The organism is Thalassospira sp. UBA1131 (assembly GCF_002311515.1).
GTDB lineage: Bacteria > Pseudomonadota > Alphaproteobacteria > Rhodospirillales > Thalassospiraceae > Thalassospira.
Window position 1 is genome coordinate 30,977 of sequence record NZ_DCAO01000032.1, and the last position, 12,208, is coordinate 43,184.

A 12,208-nucleotide genomic window follows, 5' to 3' on the forward strand; every position below is an offset into this window, starting at 1 on the left:
TTCGAAGGCCGCGATGCCGACATTACCGAAGAAAACATTCAGGCTCGTTCGCGCGGGATTATCCTGATGGGGCTTTCAAACAAGTTTGGCCACATGGTCCTGACCACGGGCAATAAATCCGAAATGTCGGTTGGCTATGCCACGCTTTATGGCGATATGTGTGGTGGCTATTCGGTTCTGAAAGACCTTTATAAAACGACCGTGTTTAACTTGTGCCACTGGCGCAATGAACACAAACCGGTTGGGGCTGTTGGCCCGGATGGCATGGTGATCCCGGAACGGATTATCACCAAGCCGCCATCGGCCGAGCTTCGCCCGGATCAGAAAGACGAAGATAGTCTGCCGCCTTATGATGTTTTGGATGATATCCTGCATCAGATGATTGAAGGTGAGCGGTCTGTTCGCGATATCGTGGATAGCGGTCACGATGAGGCAACAGTACGCCGGGTCTGGCGGTTGCTGGATCGGGCGGAATATAAACGACGCCAGGCACCCCCGGGGGTCAAGATTACCCCGCGTGCCTTTGGCCGTGACCGTCGCTATCCGATTACCAATGGTTTCACGAACCTTGTTACGTGATTGAAAAGTTTGAAATGACAAAACCTGTTCTGCGATTTGCCCCCAGCCCGACCGGGCTTCTTCACGTCGGTAACGCCCGTGTGGCGCTGATGAACTGGCTTTATGCCCGTAAATCAGGCGGGAAATTCATCCTGCGCTTTGACGATACCGATCCGGTACGCTCCAAAGACGAATATGTCGATGCGATCCGTGAAGACCTTGCCTGGCTTGGCATCGACTGGGATCAGGAAGAACGTCAAAGCCTGCGTCAGGATAAATATGACGCGGCGATTGATGACCTGAAAAAGCGTGAATTGCTTTATCCGTGCTACGAAACTGAAGGTGAGCTCAACTGGAAGCGCAAGGCTGCCCGCCAGCGTCACCAGCCCTTCATCTATGACCGGAAGGCATTGACGCTGTCTGATGAAGAAATTGCCGCCCTTGAGGCCGAAGGCCGCAAGCCGCATTGGCGTTTCCTTCTGACCGACGGCATGGTCGAATGGGATGACCTGACGCGCGGGATTTGCTCGTTTGATACCGAACATGTGTCTGACCCGGTCCTGATCCGGGAAGATGGGTCGTTGCTTTATATGCTGGGCTCGGTGGTGGATGACCTTGAAATGGGTGTTACCCACATCATTCGCGGCGAAGACCATGTGACCAATACCGTGTCGCAGATCCTGTTGTATCTGGCGCTTGGCGGAAAGCCGGGTGCGCTTGAATTTGCCCATATGCCGCTTTTGGCGGGGCCGGGTGGCTCGCAGCTTTCAAAACGTTTGGGCAGTCTTTCACTGCGTGAATTGCGTAATGACGGGTTTGAGGTCGAGGCGCTTGTTGGCCTTTTGACCGGCCTTGGCGCATCGGACAAGATTGAACCAGCAGACCTTTCGCAGGTGCTTGAGAAATTCGATCTGGATCATTACGGCCGTTCCACGCCGAAATTTGATCCGGCCGAACTGGCAAGTCTCAATGAAAAAGTCATTCACGAAATGTCGTTTGAGGCCGCCAAGCCGAAGCTTGAAGCGGCTGGCATGGCAGATGCCGATGAGATGTTCTGGAATGCGGTGCGCGGCAATTGCTGGCGCGTGGCAGAGGCCTTGGAATGGTGGGATGTGATCCACAAAAACGTCATTCCGGAAATCGATGCCGAGGATGCCGAGTTCCTGAAAAAGGCCGCCGATATGCTGCCCGAAGGTGAGCTTGATGGCACCAGCTGGAAAACCTGGACCACAGCACTTAAGGATGAAACCGGCCGCAAGGGCAAACAGCTTTTCATGCCGCTGCGCAAGGCGTTGACCGCGCGTGAACATGGTCCGGAAATGTCGACGATGCTGGTTTTGATCGGGTCTGAAAAGGCGCGTGACCGGTTGTGTGGGAAGGCGGTCTAAGCATCTGCTTTGACCGCCGGAAAATGCACGCATTTGACCCGATAACACAGCCAAACGGACGTTTGAAATGACCAAAACCCTTCGCATCTTTGATACGCTCACCCGCGAAAAGACGGTGTTTAAGCCGATTGATCCCGATCACGTGCGCCTCTATGTCTGCGGCCCGACGGTCTATGACTATGCCCATGTCGGTAATGCCCGCCCGGTGGTGGTGTTTGATACGCTGGTGCGCGTGCTGCGCCATATCTATCCCAAGGTGACCTATGTGCGGAACGTCACGGACGTTGATGACAAGATCAACGCACGTGCCAAGGAAAGCGGCGAGCCGATTTCCGAAATCACCAAACGCACCCATCAGGCCTATTTGGAAGATATGGGCGCGCTTAATGCCGCCAAGCCCGATATCGAACCGCGCGCGACCGAACATATTGCTGAAATGATCGCCATGTGCGAAAGCCTGATCGAACAGGGCTTTGCCTATGCCGCCGAAGGCCATGTGCTGTTCTCGGTCGAGGCGTTTGATGACTATGGCAAGCTGTCGCGCCGTGACCGCAAGGAAATGATCGCTGGCGCTCGCGTGGAAGTCGCCCCCTATAAAAAGGACCCGGCGGATTTTGTTCTGTGGAAACCGTCTAGTGATGACATTCCGGGATGGGATAGCCCATGGGGCCGGGGGCGTCCGGGCTGGCATATTGAATGCTCTGCCATGTCGACGCGGTATCTCGGTGAAAACTTTGACATCCATGGCGGTGGTTCGGATCTGGTGTTCCCGCACCATGAAAACGAACTGGCGCAAAGCTGCTGCGCCAATAAGGGTTCAAGCTACGCCAAATACTGGATGCATAACGGCCATCTGATGGTCGAGGGCGAAAAGATGTCCAAGTCATTGGGCAACTTCGTCACCGTGCATGAGCTGCTTGAAAAATGGCCGGGTGAGGCGATCCGTCTGGCGATGATGGGAACCCATTATCATCAGCCGATCAACTGGACCGAAGAAAACCTGCGTCAGGCCAAAGAGGCGCTTGATCGGTTCTATACAGCACTTCGTCAGAGTGCCGACGTGACGCCGGAAACCATGCCGGTCCCGCGTGCGGTGCTTGATGCGCTGTGTGATGACCTTAATACGCCGCTTGCGATTTCGGAATTCCATAACCTTGTGACCAAGTTCAACAAGGCGGAAAAGAAGTTCGAACGGGCTGAGGCCAAGGGTGAAATCCTTGCCGCGGCCAAGCTTCTGGGCATTCTTGAAGCGGATCCCGAAGCCTGGTTCACCGGATCAGCCGATGAAGACGAGGCGGCCGAGATCGACGGGCTGATTGCCCAACGTGCGGATGCCAAGAAGAACAAGGATTTCGCAACGGCGGACAAAATCCGTGATGACCTTCTGGCACGCGGCATCATTCTTGAAGACTTCAAGGAAGGCACAAGCTGGAAGCGCGTTTAACGTCCAGCCGCCACGAAAATGATAAAAGGCCGCAGGTATCGCTGCGGCCTTTTTCGTTGATAGTCGGATAATCAGGCGGCCTGATCCATTTCATCAAACAGTTCTTGTGCCGCATTCAGGCCATTGATTGCGGCTGGAAGGCCGCCATAAACAGCCATTTGCCAGATGGCCTCAACAACTTCCGTGCGGGTGGCTCCTGCTGCCAGGGTGTGGCGAATATTTATCTTGAGCTGCGGGGCGGTTTGACCACCGAGCACGGTCAGGGCCGAAATCGTGCAAAGCTGCCGGGTTTTAAGATCAAGTCCCGGGCGTGCATAATGACGCCCATAGCCCCATTCAACCAGTGTTTCTGCAAAGTCAGATACCAGACCGTCGTATTTTTCTGACAGTTGGCCTTCAAGGTCCGGGTTCAGAATGGCCACGATTTTGCGACCAGCTTCCAGGGCGGATTTGGTTTCGGTCATTTTTTAGGGTCCTTTAATGGCGCACCCGTCGTGTCGTAACTGGCAATTTTGGCATCCAGGACATCAAGCGTTTCGGTCAGACTTGCGATACGGGTTGCAAGCTCGTCGCGATAGGTTTGAAGCAAGGACCTGCGGGCTTCGATCGTACTGTCACCCTCGGCGCGCAGCCGGGCATATAGCACCCGGTCGCGAATTGGCATCCCGAGATCCCTGAGCCGACCAAGAAAGTCGAGCCAGCGCAAAATATCGCGGTCATAGAACCTACGTCCGCCGGGGTCGCGGTCTGCATTTGGTAGAAGGCCGATCTTTTCGTAATATCGAAGGGTGTCGATGGAAAAACCGCTTTTTTCTGCCACTTCGCCAATCATCATGACGGGCACCTTTGTGTTGAAGTCATTCAATGCTGCATCAGGCTAAGAGCTGGAGTGCACTCCAGGTCAAGCAGTATTTTGCGAAGCCGTGTGATTTGGCGAGAAAGGCTTGGAAGTACCTAAGGTTGCGGTAGGGCAGAATTCTGCCCAAATCTTGATGGATCATGTTTGACGATTGGTCCGAAGCAACGAAAAGGTGCTCTAAGCCATGTCTGAATTTGACCGCCGAGGGTTTTTGAAGGCTTCTGCCTCATTAGGCGCGCTTGGCCTGTTGGCGTCGGGTATGCCTGCGTGGGCGCAGGGAAGCTCCGATGCGCGCGCATCGGAAGTATTGCAAAAGCAAATCCCCTCAACCGGTGAAGAAATCCCCGCTGTCGGGCTCGGAAGCTGGATCACATTTAATGTCGGCCGAGACATTGAACTGCGCAATCAGTGCGCGGATGTGATGTCGGCGTTTTTCGATGCCGGTGGCCGGATGATTGACAGCTCGCCAATGTATGGCTCTGCTCAGGATGTGATTGGCTACGGGCTTGATAAACTTGGTGCGCGCGATCGGGTGTTTTCGACCGACAAGGTCTGGACCGCAGGAGATGGTGCCGAACAGATCGCCGAGACATCAGATCGATGGAAGGTCGAGCAGTTTGACCTTTTGCAGGTCCATAATCTGTTGGGCATCAGTGAAAACCTGCCGCTTCTGTTTCGCATGAAGGACGAAGGGCAGTTGCGCCATGTCGGTGTCACGACTTCGCACGGGCGACGTACCGAAGACCTGATCGCGGTGATGAAGAACGAACGGCTTGATTTCGTGCAGGTGACCTATAATCCGATTGACCGCAAGGTTGAGGACTACCTGTTGCCACTGGCATATGACCGCGGCATTGCGGTGATTGTGAACCGGCCATTTCGTGGCGGCAGCCTGACGGAGCGTCTGGAAGGTCAGCCCCTGCCGGAATTTGCCGCCGAACTTGAAGCCAAAAGCTGGGCGCAGCTGATTTTGAAATATCTGATCGCCCATCCGGCGGTGACGTGCCCGATCCCGGCCACCACCAAACCGGCCCATGCGGCGGAAAACATGGCAGCCGCAACCGGGCCTTTGCCCGATGAAAAAATGCGCGAACAGATCGCCGCCGTCATTGGCGTTCTGGTGTGATCAAGGCAATCGGGGGCAGACAGCATGACTGAATGGTGGGATTACGGACTGGCGGACCTGTTGTTGTTTTCGCCGCGTGTCTATTACCGGCTGTTTGAAACCATGAACACCACCTGGTGGCTGGTGGTTGCCAGTGCGCTGATTGCCGGGTTGATCGCATCCGGCCTTGCCCTGCGTCACGGGTTTCGCGGCAACCGGGTTATTCTGGTGTTGTTGGCACTGGTTTGGGCCTGGTCGGGTTATGGCTTCCTTTGGCAATATTATCAGCCGATCAACTGGGCGGTGCCCTATCTGCTGCCGGCCTTTGCCCTGCAGGTGGTTTTGTTTGCCATCTTTGCTGCGCGTCCGTTGCCGCTTCGTTTTGGCTGGCGCGGGGATTTGTCCTGTTATGTCGGGGCGTCCCTGGTTGCCTTTGCGCTGATTGTCTATCCGTTTATTGGCCTGATTGAAGGGCGCGACTTGGTACAGGCCGAAATTTTTGGCAGTGCAGCCGATCCAACCGCCCTTGGCACCCTGGGCTTTGTTTTGCTGTCACGCGGCACCTGGCGGTGGGTATTGTTGCCGGTTCCGCTGGCGTGGTGCGTGATATCCGCAGGCACGCTTTGGGTGATGGATCAGTATGTCGCGTACTTGATGCTAGCCGCTGTCTGGGTGACTGTTTTTTGCGGCTGGCTTGATCTTAAAAACGGGGTCACCACCAAACGCCTGACCGAGGCAGAGATCAGAGACCCGGCTGCTTAGGCCAAAAAATCCCCTTCATACCGAAAAAAGTCTGGAAACTGAATGTGATCAGTGGTTTCGTACTTTCCGCTGAGACTTGTCATTTGTCTGAACCAACACGACATCAGACCAAGGCGCGCTGAGCTCACAGACAGTCCGGTAATCCCCAAAGTGCGAAAGGGCGATTCATGATCCAGGTTTTAACCAGTGTCTGGGCACTTCTTATTGGAGTTGTCCTGATCATGCTGGGCAATGGCATGCATTTCACCCTGATCGGTTTGCGCGGCGGGATTGAGGGTTTTTCCTCGGCCGAACTGGCGATTGTCACATCGGGTTACTTTGCCGGTTTCCTATCAGGCGCGCGCATTACACCGCGCATGATCAAGCGGGTTGGCCATGTGCGCGTCTTTGCCGCACTCGGAAGCTTTACCTCCGCCGGGCTGATTGCCTTTCCGCTGATTGCCGAGCCATGGGCATGGACGGCGTTGCGCGTGATCTTGGGCTTTTGCATGTCGGGGATCTATGTGACGGCGGAAAGCTGGCTTAATGATGCCTCAACCAACGAAACCCGCGGCAAGGTTCTTTCGGCTTATATGATTGCCCAGACGCTTGGTATTATCGGTGCGCAGGGACTTTTGACGCTTGGCGATGCCGCGAACTCAGCCCTGTTTATTGTTGCGTCCATTCTGGTCTCGATTTCCTTTGCGCCGATCCTGCTGTCGGCCTCGTCCGTGCCAGTGACCGAGGCGGCCCGCCCGATGGGGCTTAAGGAACTGTTTGCGGGATTGCCGCTCAGTACCGTGGGCATCTTCCTGTTGGGTTGTGTGTATGCCACCCAGACCGGTATGGCGGCCGTTTATGGCACCCAGATCGAAATGACGACCGTGCAGATCGCGACCTTTGTCGCTATGCTGTTTGCCGGTGCGTTGGTATTCCAATACCCGATTGGCTGGTTGTCGGACCGCATGGATCGCCGCAAGCTGATTTTTGGTGCGGCCGCAGTTGCCATGTCAGCCTGCATGCTTGGCTGGCTTTCGGGTAACCAGTTGGTCTTTATGATGTGCGCGGCCTTCGTCGCAGGCGGCATGACCACACCGCTTTATGCGCTGTTTCTGGCCTACACCAACGATTTCCTATCACTCGAAGAAATGCCGGCGGCATCAGGTGGTCTGGTCCTGACCTTCGGGGTGGGCGCAATTCTTGGCCCGTTGATTGCCGGTTGGTCGATGGAACATCTTGGCCCGCAGTCGTTCTGGCTGGTGCTTGCCGGGACCTTTGCGGTGATTGCGGTTTATGCGCTTTATCGCATGACGCGCCGTGAAGCCCTGCCGGTTGAAGAAACCGAAAGCTATGTCAGCGTTCTGCCGACGGCCTCCCCCATGGCGGTTGAAACCGCCGGGGTTTGGGCGGCTGAGCAGGCCGAGGCCGCCGCAGAAGAAGCCGCTGCTGAGGAAGCAGCTGTCGAGGAGGCCGAAGCCAAGGCTGAAGCTGAAGCAGAAAAGGCCGAGGCAGTTGAAGGCAAGGCCCCCAAGGCATAGCTTTTCGCTGACAGGTTAGCGGTTGAACAACAACCGCAGCCCGACGGCGGCAAAGAACACACCAAGCAACCCGTTGATCCATCCGGCTGCGCGGCGATAAATCGAAATCGCCGGGGCGGTGGAAAAGGCGGTGGCATAAAGCAAATGAATGCTGGTGGAAATCAGACCACAGCCAATCACAATCGCCGCCCCAACCCAAAGCGGGGCGCCTTCGTGAAAGCCGATTGAAATGATGGCGATCCAGGTCAGGATGGCTTTGGGATTGGTCAGGTGAAGTCCCAATCCGCGGAAGTAATAGCCGCGTCCGGATATCTTTCGGACATCAACAGCGTCGGCAATGTCTGATGTGGTGGGTGGTTTGCGAAATGCCGTACGAAACGCCCGATAGGACATCCACAGCAAATAAAGCCCGCCAAAAATCCGGATGGCGGTCATCGCATCGGCATAGGTGGCAAGGACGGCGGACAGCCCAGTCAGGGTCAGAAGGCCGATCGAAAACGATCCGGTTCCAATGCCAAGGGCAAAATGTTGACCAGCACGGCGGCCCTGATCAAGCGACACCCCCATCAAGCCCAAAAGGGCAGGGCCGGGGCTAATCAGGCCGACAAGCAGGGCTGCATAAGACAGCAATATTCCAGGCAGATATTGCCCAAATTCGGCAAGGCTGATCATGGGGCGTTTCCTTGTGTGGTGGCAAGATCAGCCTAGATCGGTATTTGAGTTCTGTCGAGGGCCACGAAAAAGCCCGATCCAATGGACCGGGCTTTGTTCATCTGTCTGCACTGGGGGCTAATCAGGCGTCGTTCTGCGCTTCGGCAAGGATTTCATCACCCTGACGCGCGATTTCCGAAAGAGCCTGTTCGAATACTTCTGGCGGGTGGCCACCGGAAATGGCGAATTTGCCATTCACGACATAGGTCGGTACCGAGCTGATGCCGGCATCGCCGAACTCATCTTCCTCGGCGCGGACTTCCTTGGCGAATTCGTCGCTGGCAAGGATTTCGGCGGCGCGTTCCGGTGAAAGGCCAACTTCCTCGACCGCGCGTTTCAAAACACCATGGTCGGCGGTGTTGTCACCGCCCTGGAAGTAGGCGGCAAACAGGTTGAGCTTAAGCGCTGTCTGCTGGCCGTATTCGCCTTCCTTGCCCGCCCAGTATAGCAGGCGATGCGCGTCAAAGGTGTTATAGATACGTGCATCTGACCCGAAATGGATCGGGAAGCCGACATTTTCCCCCATCATGGTGATGCGCGCGCGGTTATCGGCACTTTGATCGGCGGTCAGGCCGTATTTTTCGCTGATATGTTCCGAAAGGTCCTGGCCCTCGGGCGGCATATCGCGGTTCAGTTCGAACGGGTGCCAGCGGAGGGTGACGTCAATTTCGCCGTCCAGACGGCTGATGGCATCTTCAAGGTTCTTGTAACCGATGATGCACCACGGACAGACAACGTCCGAAACAATGTCGATCTGCATGGGAATGGCTTTGGTCATTGGATTAGGCTTGCCTTGGATTATGTAACGTTGTGCTACCCCAACACATAATCGACATGGCGTCAAACGCAAGGAAAAGCCGGGGTGGACGCGTATTTGAGGGGCGATTTATTAGTTTTATCTAATTTTTTTTGGGGCTTGGTTACCCGCCGATCATCAGGACGATTGCCGCCGGGCGTTATCGACCATGTATTCGGCAAACGTTTCAAGGATCGGGCAAGACCAGTCCGCACGGGTCAGTTCCCCGTCCCGTTCCCAGTCGCCATACCAACGTTCATCGATGTCACGGAATATGATGTAGCGGGCAAAACGGTCTGATGCAGTCCAGCAATTGCGACCGGTACGTTCCCACGTCAGGCCGGCAAGCATCATGATATCAACGCTGGTGGGGGCGTCATTTGCCATTTTTATTGTCCTTGGACGTCGCGCGATCATTAGCTTTGTTCTACATGTGCGGGGTTTTGATCAAGCGTACTACAACCTAGGATAAAGGTAATCATCGCATAGTGGTGGTTGCAACCATTCAAGGGGACAGGTCAGCTATCCTAAAGATGGGTAATTTGTTGAAATAGAGCAGAAATTGTCGTCGGGATGGCAATTTGAGTAATGCTGTTGCGCTGTTGTCTGTTTTGCGGCAATTTGCCAGACCCGCAAAAGACATGAAATCATGAGCCTTGCGAACAGAATAGCGGCGGCCAAAAAAGCGGCCGCGGCACCCGAGACGATCGATCAGTTGGAATGAAAATGTCAGACAAGCGCGTCTATCTCTATGACAGTACCTTGCGCGATGGGCAGCAGACCCAGGGCGTGGATTTTTCGGCCGCGGACAAGACCGCGATTGCCAAGGCACTGGACGAACTGTCGATTGACTATATTGAAGGCGGCTGGCCGGGGGCAAACCCGACCGATGATGCATTCTTTGCCAATCCGCCCAAACTCAAGAATTCCAAACTGACCGCCTTTGGCATGACCCGCCGTGCGGGGCGTTCGGCATCAAACGATCCGGGGCTGACCAGCCTGGCGCAGAATGCGCCGATTGTTTGCATGGTTGGTAAAAGCTGGGACTTTCAGGTGACCGAGGCGCTCGGGATCGAGCTTGATGAAAATCTGGCGATGATCTCGGACTCAATTGCCCATCTGAAAACCAAGGTTTCCGAAGTGATGTTCGATGCCGAGCATTTCTTTGATGGTTACAAGGCCAACCGGGACTATGCGCTTGCCGCAATCAAATCGGCCTATGAAGCCGGTGCGCGCTGGGTTGTTTTGTGTGACACCAATGGCGGTACACTACCCGACGAGATTTTTGACATTGTCACCGATGTCTGCAGCCAGATCCCCGGCAGCAATGTCGGTATTCATTGCCACAACGATACGGAAAACGCGGTTGCGAACTCTTTGGCCGCGGTGCGCGCCGGTGCGCGACAGGTGCAGGGGACGTTGAATGGTTTGGGTGAGCGGTGCGGCAATGCCAACCTGATTTCGATCATTCCGACGCTCATGCTCAAGATGGGTTATGACGTTGGCATTTCCCATGACCAGCTGACCCATCTGCGGCGCATTTCGCACATCCTTGATGAGCGGCTGAACCGTGAACCGCTGCGGCAGGCGGCCTATGTCGGCGACAGTGCCTTTGCCCACAAGGGCGGCTTGCATGTTTCAGCGGTTGAAAAGAACCCGACCTGCTACGAACATATCGAACCGCATCTGGTCGGCAACCAGCGCCATATCCTTGTTTCGGATCAGGCGGGGCGGTCGAACATCCTTGCCCGTTTCCGCGAGATCGGCGTTGAGGTTGATCCCAAATCCGAGGCCGTCGGCAAACTGGTTGAAACCGTCAAGCGCCGTGAGTTCGACGGTTATGCCTATGACGGGGCCGAGGCCAGCTTTGAACTGCTGGCGCGCAAGGCCATGGGCGAGCTTGATCGTTATTTCCGGGTGACGTCTTTCCGTGTGATTGACGAACGCCGCTGGGTTGATGAGCAGGACGAACAGGTCATCACCATGAGTGAGGCCACCGTCAAGGTCGTGGTCGGTGATGATCAGTTCATGTCAGTGGCCGAAGGTAACGGCCCGGTCAACGCGCTTGATGCGGCGCTTCGTAAGGTCCTTTTGACCGTGCCGGAATACCGCGATGCGGTCGAACAGATCGAACTGATCGACTATAAGGTCCGCATCATAACCCGCGGCGATGGTACGCGTGCAGTCACCCGCGTTATGATCGAAAGCCGGGATGCCGAAGGCAATAACTGGGCAACGGTGGGCGTTTCGACCAACATTATCGAGGCGTCCTATAACGCGCTGCGTGATTCCATCACTTATAAACTGTTCAAATCCGGTGTGCGTAGCCAGCATGCCTGATGATGTGATCGGATATCAGCCAAATATATGCAGCCGGGCCATATCAAGGTCCGGCTGTTTTCGTTTCAATCCGGAGGCTTAAATCTGGAGACTGGCGCGAACGGTTGGCTTTTGCTAAGTAAGCGCCAATATGGACGGGGACGCCCGAAAAACAGCTTCTATGCCTTCCTTTGACGACCGGAGAATACCGCGATGAGCGAGCCCATCGGCAGTGCCAAGCCTGAAACAGGCGGGATTGCCAATCCGCCCGTAATCATTCTGATTGAGCCGCAGCTTGGCGATAATATCGGCAAGGCCGCGCGCGCGATGCTCAATTGTGGTCTGGTGGATTTGCGTTTGGTGCGGCCGCGCGATGGTTGGCCAAATGAACGGGCAACCGCCAATGCATCGGGTGCCGATATCGTCATCGACAACACCAAGGTGTTTGAGCGCGAAGAAGATGCGTTGGCCGATCTGAACCGGGTTTACGTCACAACGGCGCGCACCCGTGATGCCATCAAGCCGGTCTTTACGCCCAAGGGGCTGGCACCGGAAATGCGCGCTGTGATCGGGCGCGGTGAAAAGGTCGGTGTGATGTTTGGCCCGGAACGCACCGGCGTTCGCAATGAACATATTGCCATGGGCGATGCGGTTGTGACCGTGCCGCTTAATCCCGGTTTTACGTCGCTTAACCTGGCCCAGGCGGTTTTGTTGATTGGCTATGAATGGTGGCAGGCGGGCGTTGATGT

General features: G+C 55.6%; 13 protein-coding genes. 8 read left to right on the forward strand and 5 right to left on the reverse strand.

Annotation, left to right across the window (positions count from 1 at the left end):
- The 3 genes from nadE to cysS all read left to right on the forward strand — a co-directional run.
- A partial coding sequence (gene nadE / locus B3Z49_RS04650; protein WP_296988524.1) for an NAD(+) synthase occupies positions 1–579 on the forward strand: 579 nt, incomplete at its 5' end.
- 14 nt (positions 580–593) lie between these two features.
- Positions 594–1,946 carry a glutamate--tRNA ligase gene (gene gltX / locus B3Z49_RS04655; protein ID WP_296988525.1) on the forward strand — a complete coding sequence of 451 codons (1,353 nt, stop codon included), beginning with the start codon at positions 594–596 and terminating at the stop codon, positions 1,944–1,946.
- A gap of 67 nt (positions 1,947–2,013) precedes the next feature.
- A complete protein-coding gene (gene cysS, locus B3Z49_RS04660) occupies positions 2,014–3,390 on the forward strand; it encodes a cysteine--tRNA ligase (RefSeq protein ID WP_296988527.1) in 1,377 nt (458 codons plus the stop codon).
- A 71-nt stretch (positions 3,391–3,461) separates the two neighbouring features.
- On the opposite strand, the gene B3Z49_RS04665 is transcribed toward cysS, so the two are convergent.
- Positions 3,462–3,854: a carboxymuconolactone decarboxylase family protein gene (locus B3Z49_RS04665; RefSeq protein ID WP_296988529.1), complete on the reverse strand. Its 393-nt coding sequence runs from the start codon at positions 3,852–3,854 to the stop codon at positions 3,462–3,464.
- Entirely contained in the window at positions 3,851–4,225 is a 375-nt protein-coding gene (locus B3Z49_RS04670) for a MerR family transcriptional regulator (protein ID WP_296988532.1), read from the reverse strand. The genes B3Z49_RS04665 and B3Z49_RS04670 overlap by 4 nt, the downstream gene beginning before the upstream one ends.
- Positions 4,226–4,433: 208 nt before the next feature.
- On the opposite strand from B3Z49_RS04670, the gene B3Z49_RS04675 reads away from it, so the two are divergent.
- The 3 genes from B3Z49_RS04675 to B3Z49_RS04685 all read left to right on the forward strand — a co-directional run bounded on the left by B3Z49_RS04675 (position 4,434) and on the right by B3Z49_RS04685 (position 7,633).
- Positions 4,434–5,375 (forward strand): aldo/keto reductase, encoded by a 942-nt coding sequence (locus tag B3Z49_RS04675; RefSeq protein WP_296988534.1) that lies wholly within the window; start codon positions 4,434–4,436, stop codon positions 5,373–5,375.
- Positions 5,376–5,399: 24 nt separating this feature from the next.
- Positions 5,400–6,116 (forward strand): hypothetical protein, encoded by a 717-nt coding sequence (locus B3Z49_RS04680; protein WP_296988535.1) that lies wholly within the window; start codon positions 5,400–5,402, stop codon positions 6,114–6,116.
- 167 nt (positions 6,117–6,283) lie between these two features.
- Positions 6,284–7,633, forward strand: a complete 1,350-nt coding sequence (locus tag B3Z49_RS04685) for an MFS transporter (RefSeq protein ID WP_296988536.1) — start codon at positions 6,284–6,286, stop codon at positions 7,631–7,633.
- A 15-nt stretch (positions 7,634–7,648) separates the two neighbouring features.
- Here the strand turns inward: B3Z49_RS04685 and B3Z49_RS04690 are convergent, their stop codons facing one another.
- From B3Z49_RS04690 to B3Z49_RS04700, 3 genes are all read right to left on the reverse strand, one after another.
- Complete coding sequence (locus B3Z49_RS04690) at positions 7,649–8,305, reverse strand: LysE family translocator (protein WP_296988537.1); 657 nt, start codon at positions 8,303–8,305, stop codon at positions 7,649–7,651.
- A gap of 121 nt (positions 8,306–8,426) precedes the next feature.
- Positions 8,427–9,122: a DsbA family oxidoreductase gene (locus B3Z49_RS04695; protein WP_064782103.1), complete on the reverse strand. Its 696-nt coding sequence runs from the start codon at positions 9,120–9,122 to the stop codon at positions 8,427–8,429.
- Positions 9,123–9,278: 156 nt separating this feature from the next.
- On the reverse strand, positions 9,279–9,527 hold the full coding sequence (locus tag B3Z49_RS04700) for a hypothetical protein (RefSeq protein WP_008891599.1): 249 nt from the start codon (positions 9,525–9,527) through the stop codon (positions 9,279–9,281).
- 339 nt (positions 9,528–9,866) lie between these two features.
- On the opposite strand from B3Z49_RS04700, the gene cimA reads away from it, so the two are divergent.
- A complete protein-coding gene (gene cimA / locus B3Z49_RS04705; RefSeq protein WP_296988539.1) occupies positions 9,867–11,480 on the forward strand; it encodes a citramalate synthase in 1,614 nt (537 codons plus the stop codon).
- Between the two features lie 192 nt (positions 11,481–11,672).
- On the forward strand, positions 11,673–12,208 hold a 536-nt coding region (locus B3Z49_RS04710), incomplete at its 3' end, for an RNA methyltransferase (protein WP_296988544.1).

Excerpts from the sequence above, each read along its gene's own strand:
- gltX (WP_296988525.1), top strand. The coding sequence starts at position 594 with ATGACAAAACCTGTTCTGCGATTTGCCCCCAGCCCGACCGGGCTTCTT.
- cysS (WP_296988527.1), top strand. The coding sequence starts at position 2,014 with ATGACCAAAACCCTTCGCATCTTTGATACGCTCACCCGCGAAAAGACG.
- B3Z49_RS04665 (WP_296988529.1), bottom strand. The coding sequence starts at position 3,854 with ATGACCGAAACCAAATCCGCCCTGGAAGCTGGTCGCAAAATCGTGGCC.
- B3Z49_RS04670 (WP_296988532.1), bottom strand. The coding sequence starts at position 4,225 with ATGATGATTGGCGAAGTGGCAGAAAAAAGCGGTTTTTCCATCGACACC.
- B3Z49_RS04675 (WP_296988534.1), top strand. The coding sequence starts at position 4,434 with ATGTCTGAATTTGACCGCCGAGGGTTTTTGAAGGCTTCTGCCTCATTA.
- B3Z49_RS04680 (WP_296988535.1), top strand. The coding sequence starts at position 5,400 with ATGACTGAATGGTGGGATTACGGACTGGCGGACCTGTTGTTGTTTTCG.
- B3Z49_RS04685 (WP_296988536.1), top strand. The coding sequence starts at position 6,284 with ATGATCCAGGTTTTAACCAGTGTCTGGGCACTTCTTATTGGAGTTGTC.
- B3Z49_RS04690 (WP_296988537.1), bottom strand. The coding sequence starts at position 8,305 with ATGATCAGCCTTGCCGAATTTGGGCAATATCTGCCTGGAATATTGCTG.
- B3Z49_RS04695 (WP_064782103.1), bottom strand. The coding sequence starts at position 9,122 with ATGACCAAAGCCATTCCCATGCAGATCGACATTGTTTCGGACGTTGTC.
- B3Z49_RS04700 (WP_008891599.1), bottom strand. The coding sequence starts at position 9,527 with ATGGCAAATGACGCCCCCACCAGCGTTGATATCATGATGCTTGCCGGC.
- cimA (WP_296988539.1), top strand. The coding sequence starts at position 9,867 with ATGTCAGACAAGCGCGTCTATCTCTATGACAGTACCTTGCGCGATGGG.